This window comes from Aquirufa sp. ROCK-SH2, assembly GCF_054558315.1.
The window spans coordinates 52,480-74,930 of record NZ_JBPXKB010000006.1 but is presented as its reverse complement, the minus strand read 5'-3'; the positions used below and the strand labels follow the sequence as shown (position 1 = coordinate 74,930).

Sequence of the window (22,451 nt, the reverse complement as noted above, 5' to 3'; positions counted from 1 at the left end):
ATGACCGCTTTTTTTATATCAATAAACCTGCACTCGATTGAAGCGCGTAAATCGATTTAAATAAATACGACTTTAAATCAATTAATTTTTCAGCAGCTTCCATTGCTTTTGTTTCTCTACTATTGATTAAAAACAAAGATGATTCGCCTTGTTCGAATTTCGATTCTTCCGCTTTTACCAAAGCTTGATAATTTTTCAAAGCATTTTCTTGGGTATTAATCTGCTTTTTTAAACTTTGAAATTGATTGAAATAGGCATGGATTTTTAGCTCAATCCCTTGTTTTTTTTGAGCCAAATTCAAATTCTCTTCCTGTATCTTTAACTTCGCTTGCGCATATTCTCCACGTCCCTGAGAAAACCTTAATGGAATTTCTACCTTTAGGCCATATTGAAAATTATTGTCCAATAAATTGGAAGTATATAACGTTGGGCCACCTTTTGATAACTGATTATAGGTCAAGTCGAGCTTAGGCAATAAACTTTGAAATTTTAATTTTCGATCTACTTGAAGTGCCTCGATTTTGTACTGATAACTTTTTAGTTCTGGATGGTTGGCATAAGCCTTTTCTAACAAAGAGTTTTTGTCTAAATCAAAATCTGCCAACAAAGAAAAATCAGTCCAACGTTCATTGGGGCGTACATCCAAATCCAATTCCATCGGGGTATTATTTTCTGACCATAAATAAACAGAAAGCGACAAGGCATTATTTTGAAAATCGAGCCATTTGTTTTGATATAGATTTTCAAAATATTGAACTTGAGTACTTGCTTCCAATGTGTCTATTGCCGGCCGATCCCCTAATTCCACACTTCTCAATACATAATTTTTACGTTTTAGCGAGATGTCCAAATTCTGCTTTACAATGTTCAAAACGGTATAGCTTTTTGCCCACATAAAATACGCCTCCATCGCCTCATAGATCAAAGTGTTGATCGTGTTCCTTTGTTCTTCAAACGCCATTTTGTTCATTATTTTGGCTTGTGCCAAAGCAGCTCTGCGTTTATCAATCACTAAATTTTTGGCCAATGGGACATTGATTCCTATGTAGCTGGTTTGTCCCAAAGTCCTACTTGGGTCTATTCGAGTTCCTTGTAAATTTTCAATTCCAGCACTCAATTCAATGCCATACCAAGTTGGAATACTCAATTCCGGCGAATGATATTCGTAGTAATTTTTCGAATCTAAGGTCTTTTTTGCACTATAATGCGACAATATGGGGTCAAATGCTCCTCTTGCCTTTAAAATTTCTGCTTCTGATTTTCGGATTCCTATACTCGCTTTTTGTGAAATAGGATGATAGGTCTGAACAATTTTCAAAAACGATTCCGGGTTCAAGACCTTTTCTTGCGCAATGCAAATCTGCCCAATCAATAAAAAAAGAAAGATACTATTTTTCACTTTTCGATTCATTTTTAGATTTTGCTTGATAAAAATCGGCAGGGAAGCCGTTGATGTTTCTCCAAATTTCATACCAAAGTGGGACATCGTTTAATAAGGCAATTCCTTGCACGCCTGCACCTATTTTGATTTGCTTTGGCCATTTTTTTTCCGTGGCATCTTCGATAACAATCACTCGAAATAATCCATTGGGACTAATGGAATTTTCTACCGCTAAAATTCTACCTGAAAATGTTCCAAAACTTTGCTCAGGCCATCCACCCGCAAATACAATTGCTGGAAATCCATCAAAGATGAATCGAACCTTTTGATCAGGAGCAATCAAGGGTAAATCTACTGGTCGAACAAACATTTCTACTGCATAATTATTGCTAGTAGGAACGATAGTCAATAATTCTTCCCCTTCTTTCAATAGTTCTCCAATTCCTGCTTTTTTGGCTTGAATCACTTGTCCATCTTGAGGGGCAATTAAATAATACATCCCATTTCGAATGGTATAGTTGCTAACTTGATTTTCTAGTTTGGCAACATCGCCTTTCGTCGTCTCAATTTGTCCTAAATTTTGAAATCGATCGCTCTCCGCTTTGTTGATTTTTTCGTCATACTCTTGGTCGACACTTCTCAATTCAATTTTGGCATTGCTAATGTCTTGAAGCGTTTGATTCACCTTATTTTCGGAGATAGTTTTTTTTGCCAAAGCATTTTGCATGGCCGCATTTCTTTGTTGATATTGAGTTTGAGATATCAAACCTTCTCGGTACATTTTTTGGTTTCTTTCAAATTGATCTTTGACTAATTGATATTCATTGTTCGTGGCCTCCAATTCTGCTTTTTCTCCCAATATTTTTTGGTTTAATTGGGTTACTTTATTCGTTAATTGCTCTTTTTTTAAATTTTTGGCAGTTTTTAGATTTTCAATTTGAGATAAGGTGGCTTGTACTTTTTGTTCATAAAAAGTCAAAGAATTTTTCTTCGCAATCAATTGATCTTGCGTTCTAGGAATCAAATTAGGATCCAAATATTCCGCCTTGATTTCAGCAATTTTCACAAGTGTATCTCCCTTTTTCACAAAATCTCCTTCTTTAACTCTCCAATAGGCTATTTTCCCCGCAATTGGACTATAGATTTTTTGGGGTTTTTGCTCTTGGTACAGGCTTGTAATATTTCCTTTTGTTCGGATATTTTGAGTCCATGGCAAAAAAATGATGAGTAGACACAACAGGATAAAACCCACCAGCCATATTTTGATACTCGTATTTTTACCGTGCTGATATATCAGGTCGAATGACTTAAATTTTTCCATTTTTGAAAGTAATTTGTTGGTCTGTTTTTGCATTATATTCAGGATCATTGGACACAACAATAATGGTTGCATCGATGTCTTTGGATAATAAATAGGCTTTCAGCCTTTCCGTACTTTTGGAATCCAAGCCGCTCCAAGGTTCTTCTAAAAGAAGTAGTTTCTTGTCGCCAGTTAAGGCTCTCAACAATAAAATTTTGCGAATTATTGTCTGTGGGGTCTTTTTTCCAATGGGCTCAATTTTACTGTCAAATCCCTCTGGAAAATGTTTGATGAAATCTTCAAAGCCTAATTTTCTTGCAGTTTCCATGATGGACGCTGGCGTCATGCTTTCTTGACCTAAGCTAATATTTTCCCATACCGTTCCACCAAATATTTCTTGACCATGTAGTAAAATGCCCGTTTGTAAACGCAGACTTTTTAAGTCATAATTTTGAATGGGAATGTGATTGACTAATAAGTTGCCTTGAAAATCTTGATAATTTCCTGTCAGCATACGTATAAACAAGGACTTGCCTGAACCCTCATCTCCACTTACGCTAACTTTACTTCCCGCAGGAATGTGTACGGATACTTGATCCAGTAATTTTTTGTTGGCTTCAAATTGAAAACTGAAATTTTCCATGGCCAATTCAAAAGGTAATACTTTATTGACAGGCAAGTTGCCCGATTTTTCCAAGGGCGCTTCCGTAACAGAAGCGATTTTTTCTAAGCCGGTGATGACGTCATAAGCACTATCTAAACTGATGATTAGTTTCTCCACCGCTGAAATAATCATCAAAATGACAATTTCTGCTGCAATGAATTCTCCAATGTTTAATTGTTGGTTGACCAATAAATAGGTTCCCAAAGTTAACATGAGGATAGTCAAGCTGACTTTGAAAAAGATCAAGGTTTTGTATTGGAACAACAAAATTTGAAAATGTTTCGTACGGGCTTGTAAATAACCACTTACATTTTTATCGGTTTTGGTTATGTTTAAGTTAGAACCTTGACTAAATTTAAATGACTTCAAAGTTCTCGCCATTTCACTGAAAAAGCCCACGACTTCGTATTTGTAATTCGACTCTTCAATGCTTGTTTCAATACCGATTTTACTGGTAAATTTTAAAATTCCACCTAAAATCAAAAGCAGTACAATTCCCAATAGAATGAATAATGGGTGATATAGCGATAACAAAATGACCCCAAAAATGATTTGAACACTGGCGATGGGGATGTCTAACAGTAATTTCGCAAATCCTTTTTGAATGTTGACGGTATCAAAAAATCGATTAACTTTTTCAGGTATAAAATATTTATCCGTCAATTTTAAATCCATTTTTGGAAGCTTATCGGCAAATTCAAATGCATAATGAGCAAAGATTTTTTGCTGAATTGTTTCGATGATTTTCATTTGATTGACCTGAAACAGTCCAACCAAAAACACGCCAATCACTACCAAAAATATCAAAATATAGATGGAAGTGACCATTGTCGCTCCCATGACTAATCCAATGATGGTTTGTACGCCAAGTGGTAAACTCAAATTGACTAATCCGCTTAGAATAGAAAATAAATAAATGGAAGTTATCTCTTTTTTATTTTCTTTTAATAAAACAGAAACTCGATTCATTGCTGTCTTTTTTTTCATTTTCGTCATTTAGTAAGGCAAAATTAAAATACTTTTTTAAATAATAGTAATACTATTATAAATAAAATTAAAAATATTTTTTGAGTTAGTAATTCTATCAATTAATTTTGCCATCATCATATCTTTAACCAATGGACTATTCACTAAGTTTTAAAGTCAATGAAAAAATTTATCTCCGTGACCCTGAGGGTACGGAATTGGGGAAATCAATTGTCAAAGGTGCCATTGATTTAATCCACCAATTGGGTTTTGAGCATTTTACGTTCAAAAAATTGGCTTTGGAATTGAATACCACAGAAGCCACTATTTATCGATACTTTGAAAATAAGCATCGTTTATTGTTATATATTTTAAATTGGTATTGGTCTTACATGGAGTATTTGGTGGTTATCCAATTACAACCGATAGAAAATCCCAAGTCGAAATTGGAAAGATTGGTGGAATTATTAGCGCATGAATTACCTGAGAGCGTAGGCCAAACGGATTACAATAAAAAGTATTTACATCAAATTGTCATTACGGAAAGTAGTAAGGTATACCTTGTCAAAGAAGTGAAGGAAATTAACCAAAATGAGGTTTATAAACCGTATAAAGACCTTTGTTCTCGAATTTCTGATTTGATTCAATCCTACAATGAGAATTATCCTTTCCCTCATTCGCTGAGTTCTACTTTGGTTGAAACCGCTCATTCCCAATTATTTTTTAGTAGCTTTTTGCCTCGCCTAACCGACGTTGGGAAGGAGAACAAGCAAAAATTTGTTGAGAAATATTTGAAAGATTTGGTTTTTAAGGTGATAGGATTGATGTAAGATGTATGAGGTAAGATGTATGAGGTAATAGGTAAGAGGTAAGAGGTAATGATCCTTAATGGCTTAATGTTTTAAATCTTTGTGTCGTTGTGTTTACACAAAGGCACAGTGTAATTGAACTACAAGTTCAAATCATTGTACACACTAAGCAAAGCTGAGCGCATATTCCTCTTTTCTCTCGCCTCTCTTCTCTCTCTTCCTAAAATTTTATCAAATAACTGAACTCTTAAACCCTTAAATTGCAGGGGGCAAGGGGACGCATAACCCCTTAAAAAAAGAAAATTAGGTTTACTATCTAGTTACTTATATTTCCAATCAATATTCTGATTTTCTTCAATGATGAGGAAAGAGAAAAATCTTAATGGCTTAATGTTTTAAACTTTTGTGTGTTAACTCCAATTTTTAAACACTATGTTCACAAAGAAAAATTTAACCCTTAATTCGCATTAATAGGTAATAGGTAAAAGGTGATAGGTAAAAGGTGATAGGTAAGAGGTAAAAGGTAAGAGGTAATAGGTGATAAGTAAGAGGTATGATACTGATGGCTGGAGTCGAAGCCAGAGGTCGAAATGATTTAGTTATTATGTCGTCTTTGTGGTAAAATGCTTCAACAATCTAATTTATAGACGGAATTAAATACGGAATTTCTTTTTTGGTACTTGCATTCAATAGCATTTTAGACCCACTGGACTTTAGTTTTTCCCCCAATTTTTGCGCTAAAAAACGCCCTATTTTGTGATTCGATAGGAATAAATTTGATTTTTCAGATATATCATTTTGGGTATCATAAAGTTCAAAATGTTGGTCTTTATGGAAATATATCAATTTCCATTTGCCTTGACGGATCGCACTAAATGCTTGAATATCAGATGATCCATTGGTTCGCATGTGTGGATGATGCCAAGTTAAAAATCTATGTTTATTCGATTTTTTTTGTTGAATAAGGGATAAAATAGATTGCCCATCCGATTTCCGTTTAGGCAGCTTTGCTAAATCAAGGATTGTTGGGAAAACATCCTCTATGATGATATTTTCATGGTTGCTAGTTCCATTTTTCCCGATTCCCGAAATAATAAATGGAATACGCAAGCCTCCTTCATAGCCAGAAGTTTTTCCACTTCTCAATGGACTATTATAGGTATTCCTTAATTTTTTTCCTCTTCATACATCGGTTAATCCACCATTGTCTGATAAGAAAATAATGACCGTGTTTTTGGTCAACTGGTTCTTGTCCAAATAATTCAACCAATCGCCCAAACTTTTGTCCATGCCTTCAATCAAAGAAGCATATTTAGCTTCCGTGCTATCCATTCCTTTGGCATAGTAGTAATCCACAAAGCGCGAGTCTGCTTGAATTGGAGTATGCACCGCAAAATTTGAAAAGAGCATAAAAAACGGTTGCTTCTCTTTGCGAACTGAATCTAACACACGTAAACTTTCTTGCGTTAAGGCTTCTGTCAAGTGAATATCTTTTCCCCAAAAACGTTCTAAGTTTGGGACCGCTCGGATGTCAGAATTGCCATTAGGCTTGTTACCAAAATTTTGTAATCCAGAATAACTCGCAGGTTGGCCAGCGGCAGTTCCCGCAATATTGATATCAAATCCATGCAATTTGGGATTTGCACCAGGTGTATCATAAGCTCCAAAATGGGCTTTTCCAGCATGTATAGTGGTGTATCCTTGGTCTTTCAGTTTTTGCGCTAAACTTTTGGCAGTAAAACTATTGGGAAATGGATTTGGACTTAAACCGTTCATATTCCATTGAGGAACTTCATAATTCGAGTCTCCACCTTCTTTTGGATTTTGATCTTTTTGAAAGGTCCATGAAGAAACTTTGTGATTTATCGGATTCATTCCAGTCAACATAGAAACTCGAGAAGGCGTACAATTTTGATGAGCATAGGCATGAGTGAATTTCACACCACGGGCAGCTAATCTTTCCATATTAGGGGTTCGGTACAATCGATTCCAATGTGTAATAGAATCAGCAAATGGGACCGAAACATCTTGCCAGCCAAGGTCATCTACTAAAAATATCAAGAAATTTTTTTGCTGTGCAGTCGCAGAAAAGCTGAATAGAACTAGTCCGCACAAAATGAATTGATATACTTTTTTCATTCCTAAAAGTAGGACTTTTTACCAAATTTTCAAACGGAATGAGCAACCCAAAGCGCTGTACCAATCTGAATTATTTTGTAAGCTTTTACCTGCTGAAAAATCTATTTTTACATCATCCGATATATAATAGGCTAGTCCAAAATCGCCCCAAAATTCAGTATCTATCGATTTAGGGAAACGACCAAATACTTCCACATAAGCGTATCCTCTTTCACCTATATTCATATTAGGAGCAAATCGATAGATGCCTTCTATTTTTCCGTTGGAGTGATATTCCAATCCTACATTATATCCGATTCCAAAGCGTTCAGAGAGGTTATTTTGAAAGGTAAAAACAGTTTCTCCAATGGAATGGGGTAGGTTATTTCTCTCACTTTCATCTCTACTTTCATTGTCCCAATGGTATTGAACGATTAAAGCCGTTTTTGGAAGAAAAGATTTTTGTGATTCGATCAATTGCACTTTAAAACCAAAGGATTCTGTTGTGAATGAAGGTGAAATACCCGTTCCTGCTGATAATACTGTGGTATATCTCAACTCCCAATTTTTGTGAATACCTATTTTCAATAAAGAAGTGGGTAATAGATAGGCAATATCCGTAGGAGAAATAGATCGATTGAAGCCAAATTCCCCTTGAAAATACCCTTTTTTGACAATAAATGGACACTCTGTTTGATCTGGACGGTCCGTTTCTATTCTTCCAATTTGCTGGGAATAGCTTGATAATGAACAGATTATTAATAGTAAAAGGAGATAAATGCTGTGTTTCATGGTGCAATATAATTATTTTTTAGTCTTATCTAAAAAATAATTTATGCAAACTTAAATCGTTCGTTTTTTATCTATCAAGATTTGTAGTAATTTTAGACTCTATCTAAAGCTATTTTGAAAATCCATTTAATCATGAGTAAATCCCTATTTTTAATCCTTAGCATTTTGTCATTCCAGCTTTTTGCTCAAGCAGATTTTGAGAAAAAACTTCAAAAGCAATTAATTCTAGCAGAGGATGGATCCATCATTCAAATAGAGGCAGGAAATTTTCAATTGACAAAAAGTTTGTCTTTGGAAGGGAAGAAAAACATCATCATTCGAGGGAGTGGAATCGATAAAACAGTGTTGAGTTTCAAAGGTCAAGTGCAAGGAGCAGAGGGGATTAAAGTATCTAATTGTGAGAATATCATCATAGAAGACCTCACTGCTGAAGACTCGAAAGGCGATTTAATCAAAACCATGCACGTAAAAGGAATGACCTTTCGACGCTTAAAAACTGCTTGGACAGGTGGTCCAAAATCGACGAACGGAAGTTATGCCTTATATCCTGTTTTATGTGAAAATGTAGTAATTGACAGCTGCATAGCGATTGGCGCTTCTGATGCAGGCATATATGTAGGGCAATCGAAAAATATCATCGTTCGAAATTGCGAAGCCTATCAAAATGTTGCTGGGATTGAGATTGAAAACTCACTAAATGCGGAAGTTTTCAATAATAAGGCGATTGGTAATACGGGTGGGATTTTGGTATTTGATTTACCTGATTTAATTCAGAAAAAAGGGGGTCATGTTCGAGTGTATCACAATGTTGTTCAAGAAAATAATTTGAAGAATTTTGCGCCCAAAGGAAATATTGTGGGGAATGTGCCCAAAGGGACGGGAATGATGGTATTGGCTACCAGTGATGTGGAAATTTTTGATAATCAGATTTTGAATAATCAAACTATTGGTGTGTCGGTTGTCAGTTATTTTATGACTGAATTAAAGATCAAAGACAAAGAATATGATCCCTATCCAACAGGCATTTTTATACACGACAATCATTTTGAAAGAAATGCTGGGCGCGCTCCTGCCGATAGTCGCTTTGGAAAATTATATCGTTTTAAATTGAGATTTGGGCGAAAACTCCCATTCGTGGTTTATGATGGAATTTTGAATTCAGAAAAGCTTGGAAAGGACGGTCAATATTATCCTGAATATCGAATCTGTGTTAAGAATAATATCAACCAATTCTCAGCGATGTTAGATGCCGAGCATGATTTTAAAAATATTCAAATCGGGGAAGACTATTTTAATTGTGAATTGGGAATGATTAAATCCATACAATTTTAGATGAAATATATTACGTTTTTAATTTTTGCTTCTTTGATTTTGTTGGGTTTAATGTCCACGCATCCTGCAGTGGAATTTAATTACAAAGAAAATTTATCTGAATACGGTTTTTTCAAAGGGGATATTAAATTACAGATTCCTTCAGAGGGAGTTGTTCCTTATTCTTTAAATGCTCCATTGTTTTCTGATTATGCTCACAAGTTGAGATTTGTTCGATTACCCAATGGTCAAAAAGTGAATTACAATCCCGATTCAGTCTTGCAATTTCCTGTGGGAACCGCCATCGTTAAAACATTTTATTACAAAAATGATGAGCGAAAAGAACAATCGGGCAGAAGATTAATGGAAACTCGAGTGCTCTTGCATGAGCCAAAAGGATGGATTGCATTGCCTTATATTTGGAACAAAGAGCAAACAGAGGCAGTATTGGAAGTCGCTGGTGGATCAGAGAAAGTTTCTTGGTTGGATCAAAAGGGCGAAAAAAGACAGGTGGAATATTCCATTCCCAATATGAATCAGTGTAAAGGTTGCCATGAACGTGGCGGAAAGATGACTCCCATTGGGCCATCGGCTAGACAATTGAATGGAGATTTTGAATATACGGATGGACGCAAAAATCAATTAGCGCATTGGTCTGATTTAGGATATTTGAATGATTTGCCAAAAGATAAAATAGGGATTCCCCGCTTGGTCAATTATTCCAATCCATCGGAAAGTTTAGATGAACGAGTGAAAGCCTATTTAGATATTAATTGCGCACATTGTCATAATTCTGCTGGGCCAGCACGTTCTTCGGGTTTGTTTTTGGGATGGGATATTCAAGACAAAACGGCTTATGGATTTATGAAACCGCCCGTTGCAGCGGGTAGAGGTTCTGGTAATTTGAGATTTGATATAGTTCCTGGAAAACCAGAGGAAAGTATTTTGCATTACAGGATGGCCTCAAAAGATCCGGGTGTCATGATGCCCGAATTAGGGAGAAGTTTAAATCATGAAGAAGGAATAGAGTTGGTTCGAGAATGGATTAAGTCAATAAACAATAAATCCACGAATCATTAATCCGTGGATTTCAACACTTTTATTCTAATTCTACTAATTAAAAAACAATTTTCATCTAACCCGCTAATGCTAAATGAATGGTGTAAAATTAGAGGACTTGGCACAAATTTCATTCTTGTAATTTGGGATAGTCGCATTCTAATTTGATAAATATCAAGCAATTGCAAAGTTTATCAGTAATTATTCCTTAGTTATGCGGCAAAAAGTTTCTGCCCGCATACCTAAAAAAGAAGCGAGGTATTTAGAAGGAATTTTTTCGATGAGATTCGGATTAAAATTTTCCTTGAAATATTTGAATCTCTCCGATGCGTTCGTGGTTCTTAAAATGGTTTCACGGTCATAAGAAGCCATAAAATATTTTTCGAGAAAAAAACGGTATAGCGCTTCCATTTCAGGGAAATTACTTAAACAATAACGCAAATCGCTTATTTCAATATAGTCTAAATAGCAATCGTCTAAGGCTTGAAAGCTTTCTTTGGAAACTTGATTTTTAAAATAGGATTCAAAACTAAGAATGAACTCTTTTTCCAAGCAAATCCAGGTTGTAATTTCTGTTTTTTCTCGAATCATAAATCCTCGTGCTGCTCCTTTTTTAAGCATGAAAATTCGATCACAAAAATTACCAGAATGGGCAAAAATTTCTCCTTTTTTATAATTGACTTGTTGAATTCTTTCTGAGAGAAAATTTTTCAAACCTTTGGATAAGGGCATTACTTCGGTTAAAGCCAAAATGCTCAATAAATTGCGCGTCGGAAACGCTTCCTGTGTACTGTTATTAGTGGTCATGGTAATAAAATTTACCAAATATATTCAAACTTAGTGGCTAAGCCAATATTATTTTAAAATTGTTTCAAATAACTTATTTTAGAAATTACATGGTTTTCTACTTGGTTTTTGAAAGCGGAATTTTGATAGGCGAATTGATTGAAAACTAAATAGATATAAGACAGTGGTTGATATTCCCACGAAAGTCGAATATTGTAATTATGTGATTCGTTTTCAGAGTTTTTTTGATAAAATCCAATCACTTGTACCCTAGGATTCAATGCAAATCTTCCTTCAAGCGAATATAAATCAATGGTTTTGGTTTCTTTTAAATCGCCTACAGCCTCAAAAGCGTTTCGATTTAATCTAGCTGAAAATGAAACATGTGGAATTGGGACAAACTGTAATGTCCAGTCACCTGAAATTAGCGAACCATTAAAATACGAGCCCCAATTGTAAATGGTTTGTAAATTTAACATTCTGGAAGGGTCAGTACTGGCATAGATTTGATGTCTAACATAATTGTATTCCCCTGTCGAAATTTTAACACCCAATGGCTCAAAAACCTCCGTTAAATTTTGATAAGTTGGGGTGATGCTATACCCAAAATAGGCTCCACTTTGCAAGTTCAACCAAGCAGGGTAAATGGTCCAAGAACGTTCAATTAACTTGCCAGTGGAGGCTTGATGATAAAATTCCGGGAAAATACTTGGCTCCCAAGCTCTAAGCCACTTTTTAAATGGTAATCTTTTTCCTCTATACCAATAAAAAATACCAGGCGTAGTTGCAACCACATCTTTGCGGGAAACAAAACCTAATTCTGGATTATAATCTTTGGAAACAACAGATTGAGTCCACCAAATTTTAAACTGATTGCTTACATAATAATATTGCGCATAGGCGGAATAGCCTTGTTGGCCAGTATTATTGGAAGCGGAATGTGAGGCCATGGCACTCAAAGAATGAGACTCTCCTAATCGAAAAAAACCATCCACGGAATTAACAATATTGGATCCACCAGGTTGATCTTTGACGGTTACAATTCCACCAATTCTATTTTGATCTCCGATGTTTTCGGAGTACCTACCCACAAAAAAATTGGTTGGCACAGGCGTATCTAGGCCCTTTTGTCGCATTAAAATAGCCCCGTAATTTCTTTTGATCGATCGATGAACAAATCTGCCACCCAACTCAATCGGAATCGGATTCCCAAAGTCATCTAATCCAATTCGTCTGCTGAAAAAGGGTTGAATGCGCATATTTCCTCCAGATTCATCAGGGTTTCGACTGATTCCAACTCCAAAAAGGGAGGCGTTTTCCAAGAAAAATTGCCTTCTTTCAGGGAAAAAAACGGAAAACCGAGAAGTATTATTGACTTGTCGATCGGCATCTGCCTGTGCGAAATCGGTGTTTGCCGTAAGATCTAAAACATCATTCGAATTAAAAGCCCATTTTAATTCGCCACCTAATTTTGTACTGAATTGGTTCGCTTGATTTTGAAAATCGCTTCCCGAATAATTGTCGAAAGAATTGAGCAAATAAGGTTGAATTCGAATATTGGGTTTGGGTGGTGGCGGTTGTAAATTGGATAAAATTCCGGCATAGTCCATGCGCAAATAAGTAAAAGACCGAGGGAAAGGTGAAAAGGCACTGAGTTCATTGCTCAATCTTCTATTTCGGTACACATTAAAGCCCCAATTTTGGGTTTTTTGATTGGTTTTTGGATACCTCAAAGTTTCCCATGGAACCGCAATTTCAGCTACCCATCCGCTATCTAATCGAGAAGTCCTTACTCGCCAAAGTCCATCCCAATCTACATCATAATACAAATCGTCAAAGGACAATAAATCTCTTTGAACTCCATAAGGATTGGTGGCAATCGACATGGCATTTCTTTTGTCATTAAATCCGTCAAAAGAAAATGCAACAATATCGTGTGATAAATAATTAAAATCTCTTTTAAAGTCGGTAGCGCGAATGGATTTCTTGCCTAAAGAATCTTTGGCAAATACGCTTAAATAGAGATAATGTTGATTGTAAAGTGCCTTAATTTCGGTGTCATGATTAGGTCGATTGCCTTGAAAAGGTTCTACTTGGGTAAATCTTGTGCTTGGTGCCGATGTTCGCCATTCTTTTTCATTAAGAATTCCGTCCACATGAATTGCTCCATGGATTGGAATTGCTTTGATTTCTTTGCGAATCGAATCAGGTTTGAAAACGCTTGCATCTTGTGCTTGCAATGGAATAGAGAGGATCCCTAGAAAAAATAGAATTATAAAATAGCGCATAAAAAAAGGAAACAGGAGTCGTTTAACTCACTATTTCCTTCAAATTTACGAAAATAAATAAATTAGTTTTGAATAAATTCTCCTCCAGCGCGAAGTTCAATTTCTTCACCTACCATCGCTGCAGGCATAGATCCTACACCCCAAGCCGTACGGTTTAATGTACCAGTTACTTTAAATCCAGCTACTTTTTTGCCTTGACGGTTTGTTGTTACGCCATTCAATGTCAAACTTAAGTTAACAGGCTTAGTAACTCCGTGCATGGTTAAATTACCCACTAAAGTGAATTTACGATCAGCAGTTTTTGCGATAGAAATACTTTTGAAAGCAATAGCTGGGAATTTTGCTGCATCAAAAAAATCTGGACTTTTCAAGTGTGTATCACGGCGCTCGTTATCCGTATTAACTGTGTTTACATCGGCAGTTAATTCAAATTTTGCATCTGAAAAATCATCTTTGGAAGAAGTAAGTGTTGCATCCGTAATCTTGAAAGATCCTTCTACATCTGAAATAGAAAGGTGAACTACGCTAAATCCTAATTTTGAGTGTGCTTTGTCAATCGAAAAAGTTTGAGCAGAAGCGAACAGGGTCGTTAGGCAAAGGCCTAATGCTAACGTTAATTTTTTCATAGAATAATCATTTTTAAGGTGAAAGATTGAAAATACGATTTAATGAATTGTTGGCTTTACAAACACGACCAAATTTATCAAAAAATAGACAAACTCCTCACTTTCAAGAAAAATAACTAATTTGCCTTAATATCTCAACCTATAAACATGAAGTACCTTTTTTCTATTCTTTTGTCATTTCTAGCCTTGCATTTGTTCGCTCAAGATGTGATTGTATCAACCAAATTGGGACAACTAGCTGGCACCCATCTTCCGAAAAGTAATATCGATGAATTTTTAGGAATTCCTTTCGCTCAACCGCCCGTGGGCGATTTAAGATGGAAAGCGCCTCAGGTTATGAATCCTTGGGCGGGTATTCGGCCAGCAAAGGAATTTGGTCCAAGTCCGATGCAAGCAAAGCCAAGCCCATTTTTATATTGGTCGTCCGAATTTTTAATTCCCGAAAGTCCCATCAGTGAAGATTGTTTGTATCTCAATGTTTGGGCACCCTCGAATAAAAAAGCACTTAAACCGGTTTTAGTCTATATTTATGGGGGCGGATTTCGAAGCGGAGGCAGTGCTTGCCCCATTTACAAGGGTGAAGCCATGGCTCAAAAGGAAATGGTTTTTGTGAGTATTAATTACCGAGTTGGAGTGTTTGGATTTTTAGCCCACCCAGAATTAAGTGCAGAATCGGGCGTTGATGCCTCTGGAAATTATGGAATTTTGGATATGATTGCTGCATTAAAATGGGTGAAAGAAAATATTTCTGCTTTTGGAGGAGATCCCAATCTAGTAACGATTGCAGGACAATCGGCTGGCTCCATGGCAGTTAATTATTTATGCGCTTCTCCTTTGGCGAAAGGTCTATTCAAAGGAGCTATAGCGGAAAGTGGAGCAAGTATTTTGCCTAATTCGACACGTACCAATATAAAGAAATCAGATGCGGAAATGATGGGATTGGCTTTTGCCAAATCCGTCGGTTCTTCAAATATTTCAGCTTTAAGAGCATTGTCCGCTGAGAAAATTCAAGCCATGGAAGGAGGGTTGACGAGACCTTATCAAGATGGTTATGTACTTCCTCAATCGATTCAAGAAATTTATCAAAATGGGAAACAAAATGATGTTGGTTTGTTGATGGGTTGGAATGCAGACGATAAAGTTAGCGGGCAAGTCCTTCCTGCATCCGAATTTCAACAGAATATGGAGAAAAAATATGGAATAAATGCAGGGAAGGTGTTTAAGTACTATCCTTTTGAAAAGGTTGCCTCTCAATTTAATTTGAGTAGAGATGAGCTTTTTGGGATACAAGTTCATTCTTGGGCAAAAGCTCAAAATTTACTTGGGAAATCGCCTGTTTATGTGTATCAATTTAACAGAGCCTTGCCAGCGTTTGATTCAAAAACAGCTTTTGGGGCCTTTCATACGGGAGAGGTGCCCTATGCCTATGCGAATTTACAAGCTGTTCATAGACCTTGGGAGCAGGTTGATTATTTGTTGAGTGAAAAAATGTCCAATTATTGGGCCAATTTTGTTAAAACGGGTGATCCAAACGGAAAGGATCTCGTTTTATGGCCAGCGTTTACCAATCAAAAACAAGAAGTTCAGCTATTGGATCAAAAGATTGAAAGCAAAAAATTGCCGAATAGGGAAGCATTGGAAATGTTAGAGGACCTCTTACAAAAATAATCAATTCCAAAATCGCTTTATCAATAAGCAAACTTCCTACTTCTAGTTAATTTGATTAAATTTGAGTCTTGATCAAAAAATAACCATTAAATGAAAAGAATTACCTTAATCATCACTAGTTTAAGCTTGTTATTATTGTTGAGCTTGCCTATTTTTTCACAAAACGTTCAATCTTCTACGATTTCATCAGGAGGTTCAACGGTAAAAGTAAATGGTAAGTATTATAGCCATGTAGTTGGACAACAAAGTGTTGCAGGTACAGTAACAAAAAATGGTTTAACAGTCCGCCAAGGATTTAAACAGCCTAATTTGTTGATGAAGAGTATTAAAAAATCGGGAAAAGAAATCAATACGGCAGAAGTAAATCCCATTGCTTACACCGTATTTCCGAATCCGTTTAAAGATAAATTGACCATCAAAATGTCGCTAAAAACGAGTTTAACCTCTTATTTAGTGATTTACGACATGCAAGGAAATGTTAAGTTGGAACAAACTTTCCCAGCAGATATTGATGAGATTGTGTTAGACAAGTTTGAAAATTTCAGAGGTGGAAAGTACATAATGCACATCCTTCACAAAGGAAATCCATTTGTTTTTACCCTCATTAAAGATGTTGAATAGTTTTTGATCCTTATATGAATCGTTCGAGAATTGCCTTATTGCTGTTGGTTGTGTTTCTTTTTTCTGGAGTGTTTTTTTGGTATAAAAATGGCTCAAATACAACAACAAGCTCAGAGAATAGCCCAAGTCAATTAGTCGAAACGCCCACCTTTGTCGCTGATTCTGCTTATCATTTTATTGAAAAACAAGTTGCTTTTGGGCCTCGAGTTCCCAATTCCGCTGCTCAAGAAAAATGCAAAAATTGGTTGATTGAAAAATTCAAATCTTACGGTTGGACGATTAAAACACAAGCTTTTAGTGCCAATGATTATTCGGGTAAAAAGCTTTTTGGGACAAATATCATCGCACAATTTCAACCAGAAAAAGCGAAACGAATTTTGTTAGCTGCCCATTGGGATGCCAGACCTAAGGCAGATAAAGATTCAGTTCGTGTGAATGAACCGATTGATGCTGCCAACGATGGGGCGAGTGGGCCGGGAGTTTTGTTGGAATTGGCGCGTTTACTTTCAACTAGTAGCAATAAACCCAATGTGGGTATTGATATCGTACTTTTTGATTTAGAAGATAGTGGTAGTTCTGATGATCCTACAGGGATGTCTTGGGCCTTGGGTTCTCAATATTGGGCAGCCCATTTAATGCCAGAAAATTATAAACCTTTTTACGGGATTTTGTTGGATATGGTGGGGGCAAAAGGGGCCACATTTCCTACAGAAGGGAGTTCGATGCAATATGCTCCAGGAATTGTTCATTCTGTATGGTCAATTGCTTCTGAATTAGGTTACAATAATTATTTTATTGATCAAGATGGTCCTGGTATTACTGATGATCATACAGCGATCAATGAAATCGCAAAAATTCAAATGATTGATATCGTGGAGTTGCATCCTGCTACTCCCAATACTTTTGGTAGTTATCATCATACGCATCAAGATAATATGTCAATTATTGACAAATCGACATTAAAGGCGGTTGGTCAAACACTTTTACAAGTTTTATACAGAGAATAATTTCATGGAAGAAGTAGAATTAAAAAAAGTACATCTAAATGATGTGCATGTAGGTTTAGGAGCGAAAATGGTTCCATTTGCTGGATATAATATGCCTGTTTTGTACAACAATCTGATCCAAGAACACCTTTGTGTTCGTTCTGGAGTAGGAGTTTTTGATGTAAGTCACATGGGCGAGTTCTTTTTATCTGGAGAAAAAGCCTTGGATTTGATTCAATATGTTTGTTCCAACGACGCTTCCAAATTGGTTGATGGTAAAGTGCAGTATAGTTGCTTACCAAATAATGAAGGCGGTATTGTGGATGATTTATTGGTGTATAAAATAAAGGACAACGAATATTTGTTGGTGGTAAATGCGTCCAATATTGAAAAAGATTGGAACTGGATTTCTTCGCACAATACCTTTGGGGTTGAGATGCAAAACCGTAGTGATGAATACAGTCTTTTCGCTGTTCAAGGACCTAAAGCTATTTTGGCTTTACAAAAATTAACAGCTGTTGATTTGTCGAGCATGCCTTATTACACTTTTAAAATTGACACTTTTGCTGGTTTTGAAAATGTGATTATTTCTAACACAGGATATACAGGAGCAGGTGGTTTTGAGATATATGTCAAAAATGAAAATGCCTTAGCTGTTTGGAATGCCATTTTTGAAGCGGGTAAAGAATTTGATATGTTACCTATTGGATTAGGTGCAAGGGACACGCTTCGTACCGAAATGGGCTATTGTCTATATGGCCATGATATTGATGACACCACGTCCCCGATTGAAGCAGGATTAGGTTGGATTACTTCGTTCAATAAAGATTTTATTGCCAAGGATATTCATGCTAAAATCAAAGCCGAAGGGCCGAAGAAGAAATTGGTGGGTTTTGAAATGATTGACCGTGGAATTCCTCGTCAGCACTACCCAATTGCGGATGAGAATGGGAATACAATCGGAGAAGTGACTTCTGGAACTCAATCGCCAAGTTTGTCTAAAGGAATTGGAATGGGATATGTTAGTAGTGAAAATGCGAAAGTGGGGACTGAAATTTTCATTCAAATTCGCGATAAATCCTTGAAAGCTCAGGTAGTAAAATTCCCATTTATTTAATTGAATAAAGAATGAGAAAAATTGACGTTTGTTTATCTCCCGATTTGATTCATTTGTATGATTTAACCAACATGGCGGTTGTAGTGGTGGATATTTTCCGTGCAACTTCCTGTATGGTCACAGCCTTTGCGCATGGCGCGCAAGAGATTGTTCCAGTTGAACAATTGGATGTTTGTGAATCATATCGAGAAAAAGGCTATTTAACTTCTGCAGAGCGTAATGGAATTACTCCTGAGGGCTTTGATTTTGATAATTCTCCCTTTAGTTATCAAAAAGAAAAAGTAAAAGGTGCTAAAATTTGTGTAACAACAACTAACGGAACTGTTGCAATCCAGCGTTCAAAATCGGCACCTTTGGTTTATGTAGGAGCATTTTTAAATATTTCAAGCATTGTCGAAGCCTTAAAAGTTTGGCAAGGAGATGCATTGGTTGTGTGTGCTGGTTGGAAAGGAAAACCTAATTTGGAAGATACCTTGTTTGCTGGAGCTGTGATTGATCGGTTGCATGGATCATTTCAAGTAGCAGATGATGCAGCATTGATGGCTTGGAAAGCTTATCATATGGCAAGTTCAGATTTATTAACTGCGGTAAAAAATTCTTCACACGTAAATCGTTTATTAGGCCTGGGGATTGAAAAGGATATTTCTTTTTGTTTAGAAATGGATAAATATCCCGTTCTTCCACGTTTGTCAAATGGCGCCTTAATTTTAGAATAATTTTATTGTATCATTTTGATTTATTTAAAAATTGCATAATTTTAAGATAAATTATTCTTTTTTGTAACCTAAATGTGATTTTATTATGAAGATTTTAACTCAAATTCCGTCCATTTTATTGGCATTTTTGTTTTTATTCGGAGGTTTAAATTTCTTTTTCAATTTTGTTCCGAATCCTCCCATGACTGGAAATCCAGCCAAATTCATGGAATTATTTGGTGGTACAGGCTATATGACTGTAATCAAAGTGTTGGAAGTAATCGGTGGAGTGTTGATTTTATTTCCACTACGTAGAGCATTGGCATTGGTTATTCTAACTCCTATTGTGGTCAATATTTTGTTGTTTGAAATTTATATTTCCAATGCTCCGAGTGTAGGTATTGTTTTGGCAATTTTGGCGATCATTACCATCTACCAAGAAAGAGATAAATTTAAAGGAATCGTTTAAATAGGATAAATGCATATTTTAATTTGCCCTGATAAATTCAAAGGTTCTTTAAGTGCTACGCAAGTTTGTGACGCTTTAGAGAAGGGAATTTATCAGGGTAATTCTTTGTATGAGGTAACTAAATTACCTTTGGCTGATGGGGGCGAAGGGACATTGGATGTTTTGCAAGCTGTTTTAGGCGGAGAGCTAATTTCTGTGTTGGTCAATGATCCCTTATTTAGGTCTATTAAAGCAGATTACCTTTGGATGGAAAGTCGGAAAAAGGCATTTATTGAAATGTCGAGAGCCTCTGGATTACCATTATTGTCGAATTCCGAAAGAGACCCTTTAAAAACCACTAGTTTTGGAACAGGCCAATTAATCTTAGATGCATTAGAAAGAGGCGCTACTGACATCGTGTTAACCGTTGGAGGTTCTGCCACCAATGATGCTGGAATAGGGATGGCTGCGGCATTGGGTTATGCCTTTTTGGATGAAAATGGAAATGATTTAGCGCCAATTGGAGAAAACCTTATTCATATTCAACAGATCATTCCCTCCGAATTTTTAAGTCAATTTTCGCACGTTAAATTTCAGGTGGCGACGGATGTCGAAAATCCATTGAATGGACCTGAGGGTGCGGCTTTTATTTTTGCCGCACAAAAGGGTGGAACAATCGATTCAATTAGATATTTAGATAATGGTTTAAATAATATCGCTCGATTTTTTGATCAAAAGGAAAATATTTCTCAACAAGCAGGTGCAGGTGCGGCAGGCGGCTTAGGAGCTGGGGCTAATTACTTTCTACAAGCTGAAATTATTTCGGGTTCTCAAATGGTGTTAGAGGCGGTTGATTTTAATCAAAATCTAATGAAAGTAGATTTTGTCATCACCGGTGAAGGTAAAATTGATGAGCAAACTTGGTATGGTAAACTCGTAGCGGAAGTTCTAAAAAGAGCCCAAAAAGCAAAAAAGCCCTGTGTTTTAATTTGTGGGATGATTGAAAACGCTGAAATACGACCTTCTGAATTCCAAGCATTCCCTATTTATGCAATTTCAGACTTTGCCAAAAATCAAGAAGATTCGATGCTACATGCAGACCAATACTTACATTTGATTGGTGAAACTATGGCGAAGAAAGGCTTTTAGAATTTTTCTTGGCATAAATATCTCGGCAAAAATTGACCTTTCCTGTTGAGTCTAAATCGACTAAATTGTACCAAATAACAAGCGGTGTATAAGTAGAAAGTGGAACTATTTTGGGTTTACTGTTTTTACTTAATTGATTTGGGTCTAATTGCTTTCGGATGGCTGAGTTGTCTGAAAGAATAAATTTGGCAAGGTCAAAAGGCTTTTCTAGGCGGACACAACCATGACTTCTGAAAAAGCGTTTGGATTGGAAGAGATGCCGTTCTGCTGTGTCATGCAAATAAATTAAGAAAGGGCTGTAAAATTCGAATTTCAAATAGCCTAAGGTTGAATTTACATTTGGGTTTTCTCGTAAACGATATGGAAAATAATTGGCGTTTAGGCTTTGCCAATTAATTTTGAAAGGATTTACCGGTTGATAATTCAGAGTAAACACTTGAAAATGACTTTTTTGTAAATATCCGATATCCTTTTTGATTTTTGGTAAGTATTCTTCTACAGAAATTTTGGTAGGAAGATACCAATAGGGATTCATTATGATTTGATCAATTTTGCTTACAAGCGTTCTTGTTGGTCTTTCTGGTCGGCCAAGAATGACTTTCATCCGTAAAACTTCATCGCCAAATTTGAAGCTTCTTAGTTGAGTGGATGGGATGTTGACCAATATAAATTGGGAATAATTCTTTTTAAATGCTGCCAGCCAGCGATATTGATTGATCGACTTGTTTAAGCGTTCAATTTTTATTTTTTGAGTGGGTTGAGACCTTTCGAGGCTATCTAATGCGTTTAATAGTAGATGAACTTCTTTGGAGGAATTCAAAAATTGGGTTACTAAAACGCCTAAGCTCTGATTTTTACAATGAAAATTGACTAAACTATCAACTTTATAGTTGTATAGACGATTGGGAATTCCATTAAATGCTATGTCAGGTTTTTGATTCCCGTAGGCTAAATGTTTGAAAAATTGGATGGCTGTTTTTTGAATTTGAGCTTCCAATTGAATAGAATCTTGCTGGTTTTTGAGATGATTTGATTTTTGAGCCAAATGCTTCGCATAATCATTGGAATGAAGTGCAAATCGTTTAGAGGAAAGGATTAAACTATCTAAATCGTTGATTGATTGAGTTTGGTTTAACCAAAGGAATTTACTGGTTGTCTGACCAAGCAGTGAGAATTGTAAAAGAACAAGGGCTATGATATATTTCATGCACCATATTTTAAAGCTAAAGCTAATTGACCTGCGTGGTAGGCGGTATGAGATACGATTCTTCCGAATGCTTCCGCTTTAGTTTTAGTTCCAAATTCTTTGGTTGTGATTATTTCTTCCCAATCTTCCTCCGTTTGTTGAGCAACAATGTTCTTTAACTGTTGGAAAGAATTTTCTACGTATTGTATAAGTTCAGGCAAATTGGTCCATTCTCCTGTATCTGTTTGTGCAATGACTGTTTTAGCTATTACTTTAACTTCTGTGTCACCAAAAACGTTCTTTGCAAAAAGTAATTCTACATCTCCAATATGGCGAATTAAAAATCCCACAGAGTTGACAGAATTACCCAATCGTTTTTTTAAGTCGCTCTCTTTTAAATCGGAGGATAATAATTTAGTGAATCGAGTCCTAGACTCAATCCACAATTTAAGCATTAAGTCGGTTTTCGTTTTCATCTTAT

At 36.1% G+C, this 22,451-nt stretch carries 21 protein-coding genes; 10 read left to right on the top strand and 11 right to left on the bottom strand.

What is annotated here, in order from left to right:
* Positions 1-13: 13 nt before the first annotated feature.
* Genes V7S79_RS11915 through V7S79_RS11905 form a run of 3 tightly spaced genes read right to left on the bottom strand, consistent with a single transcriptional unit; the run spans position 14 to position 4,332 of the window.
* Entirely contained in the window at positions 14-1,411 is a 1,398-nt protein-coding gene (locus V7S79_RS11915) for a TolC family protein (RefSeq protein WP_459490821.1), read from the bottom strand.
* Positions 1,389-2,702 carry an HlyD family secretion protein gene (locus tag V7S79_RS11910; RefSeq protein ID WP_459490820.1) on the bottom strand — a complete coding sequence of 438 codons (1,314 nt, stop codon included), beginning with the start codon at positions 2,700-2,702 and terminating at the stop codon, positions 1,389-1,391. Before V7S79_RS11910 ends, V7S79_RS11915 begins: the two co-directional genes overlap by 23 nt.
* A complete protein-coding gene (locus V7S79_RS11905) occupies positions 2,689-4,332 on the bottom strand; it encodes a peptidase domain-containing ABC transporter (protein WP_459490819.1) in 1,644 nt (547 codons plus the stop codon). The genes V7S79_RS11910 and V7S79_RS11905 overlap by 14 nt, the downstream gene beginning before the upstream one ends.
* Before the next feature lie 131 nt (positions 4,333-4,463).
* On the opposite strand from V7S79_RS11905, the gene V7S79_RS11900 reads away from it, so the two are divergent.
* Positions 4,464-5,141 (top strand): TetR/AcrR family transcriptional regulator, encoded by a 678-nt coding sequence (locus V7S79_RS11900; RefSeq protein WP_459490818.1) that lies wholly within the window; start codon positions 4,464-4,466, stop codon positions 5,139-5,141.
* A gap of 615 nt (positions 5,142-5,756) precedes the next feature.
* Here V7S79_RS11900 and V7S79_RS11895 read toward each other — a convergent pair.
* Genes V7S79_RS11895 through V7S79_RS11885 form a run of 3 tightly spaced genes read right to left on the bottom strand, consistent with a single transcriptional unit; the run spans position 5,757 to position 8,030 of the window.
* On the bottom strand, positions 5,757-6,266 hold the full coding sequence (locus V7S79_RS11895) for a sulfatase/phosphatase domain-containing protein (protein ID WP_459490817.1): 510 nt from the start codon (positions 6,264-6,266) through the stop codon (positions 5,757-5,759).
* A 36-nt stretch (positions 6,267-6,302) separates the two neighbouring features.
* A complete protein-coding gene (locus V7S79_RS11890) occupies positions 6,303-7,259 on the bottom strand; it encodes a sulfatase-like hydrolase/transferase (RefSeq protein ID WP_459490816.1) in 957 nt (318 codons plus the stop codon).
* Positions 7,260-7,277: 18 nt separating this feature from the next.
* A complete protein-coding gene (locus tag V7S79_RS11885) occupies positions 7,278-8,030 on the bottom strand; it encodes a transporter (protein WP_459490815.1) in 753 nt (250 codons plus the stop codon).
* 132 nt (positions 8,031-8,162) lie between these two features.
* On the opposite strand from V7S79_RS11885, the gene V7S79_RS11880 reads away from it, so the two are divergent.
* Complete coding sequence (locus tag V7S79_RS11880) at positions 8,163-9,362, top strand: parallel beta-helix domain-containing protein (RefSeq protein ID WP_459490814.1); 1,200 nt, start codon at positions 8,163-8,165, stop codon at positions 9,360-9,362.
* Positions 9,363-10,421 carry an SO2930 family diheme c-type cytochrome gene (locus tag V7S79_RS11875; RefSeq protein ID WP_459490813.1) on the top strand — a complete coding sequence of 353 codons (1,059 nt, stop codon included), beginning with the start codon at positions 9,363-9,365 and terminating at the stop codon, positions 10,419-10,421.
* 180 nt (positions 10,422-10,601) lie between these two features.
* On the opposite strand, the gene V7S79_RS11870 is transcribed toward V7S79_RS11875, so the two are convergent.
* The 3 genes from V7S79_RS11870 to V7S79_RS11860 form a co-directional block, all read right to left on the bottom strand.
* The gene (locus V7S79_RS11870) at positions 10,602-11,207 is read right to left on the bottom strand and encodes a Crp/Fnr family transcriptional regulator (RefSeq protein WP_459490812.1); all 606 of its coding nucleotides are present in this window, start codon (positions 11,205-11,207) and stop codon (positions 10,602-10,604) included.
* Between the two features lie 53 nt (positions 11,208-11,260).
* Positions 11,261-13,474, bottom strand: coding sequence for a carbohydrate binding family 9 domain-containing protein (locus V7S79_RS11865; protein ID WP_459490811.1), 2,214 nt, complete (start codon positions 13,472-13,474; stop codon positions 11,261-11,263).
* Between the two features lie 62 nt (positions 13,475-13,536).
* Complete coding sequence (locus V7S79_RS11860; RefSeq protein ID WP_459490810.1) at positions 13,537-14,100, bottom strand: YceI family protein; 564 nt, start codon at positions 14,098-14,100, stop codon at positions 13,537-13,539.
* Between the two features lie 147 nt (positions 14,101-14,247).
* On the opposite strand from V7S79_RS11860, the gene V7S79_RS11855 reads away from it, so the two are divergent.
* The 7 genes from V7S79_RS11855 to V7S79_RS11825 all read left to right on the top strand — a co-directional run bounded on the left by V7S79_RS11855 (position 14,248) and on the right by V7S79_RS11825 (position 20,784).
* Positions 14,248-15,768, top strand: coding sequence for a carboxylesterase/lipase family protein (locus tag V7S79_RS11855; protein WP_459490809.1), 1,521 nt, complete (start codon positions 14,248-14,250; stop codon positions 15,766-15,768).
* Between the two features lie 90 nt (positions 15,769-15,858).
* A complete protein-coding gene (locus V7S79_RS11850; protein ID WP_459490808.1) occupies positions 15,859-16,389 on the top strand; it encodes a T9SS type A sorting domain-containing protein in 531 nt (176 codons plus the stop codon).
* A 14-nt stretch (positions 16,390-16,403) separates the two neighbouring features.
* Entirely contained in the window at positions 16,404-17,396 is a 993-nt protein-coding gene (locus V7S79_RS11845) for a M28 family peptidase (RefSeq protein ID WP_459490807.1), read from the top strand.
* A 4-nt stretch (positions 17,397-17,400) separates the two neighbouring features.
* Positions 17,401-18,492 carry a glycine cleavage system aminomethyltransferase GcvT gene (gcvT, locus tag V7S79_RS11840; protein WP_459490806.1) on the top strand — a complete coding sequence of 364 codons (1,092 nt, stop codon included), beginning with the start codon at positions 17,401-17,403 and terminating at the stop codon, positions 18,490-18,492.
* An 11-nt stretch (positions 18,493-18,503) separates the two neighbouring features.
* On the top strand, positions 18,504-19,208 hold the full coding sequence (locus V7S79_RS11835) for a 2-phosphosulfolactate phosphatase (protein WP_459490805.1): 705 nt from the start codon (positions 18,504-18,506) through the stop codon (positions 19,206-19,208).
* 85 nt (positions 19,209-19,293) lie between these two features.
* A complete protein-coding gene (locus V7S79_RS11830) occupies positions 19,294-19,656 on the top strand; it encodes a hypothetical protein (protein WP_459490804.1) in 363 nt (120 codons plus the stop codon).
* Positions 19,657-19,665: 9 nt separating this feature from the next.
* Positions 19,666-20,784: a glycerate kinase gene (locus V7S79_RS11825; protein ID WP_459490803.1), complete on the top strand. Its 1,119-nt coding sequence runs from the start codon at positions 19,666-19,668 to the stop codon at positions 20,782-20,784.
* Here the strand turns inward: V7S79_RS11825 and V7S79_RS11820 are convergent.
* Both V7S79_RS11820 and V7S79_RS11815 read right to left on the bottom strand, forming a co-directional pair.
* Complete coding sequence (locus V7S79_RS11820; protein ID WP_459490802.1) at positions 20,762-21,991, bottom strand: L,D-transpeptidase family protein; 1,230 nt, start codon at positions 21,989-21,991, stop codon at positions 20,762-20,764. The two genes, V7S79_RS11825 and V7S79_RS11820, sit on opposite strands and share 23 nt — an antisense overlap.
* Complete coding sequence (locus tag V7S79_RS11815; protein WP_459490801.1) at positions 21,988-22,446, bottom strand: DinB family protein; 459 nt, start codon at positions 22,444-22,446, stop codon at positions 21,988-21,990. The genes V7S79_RS11820 and V7S79_RS11815 overlap by 4 nt, the downstream gene beginning before the upstream one ends.
* Positions 22,447-22,451: the final 5 nt, after the last annotated feature.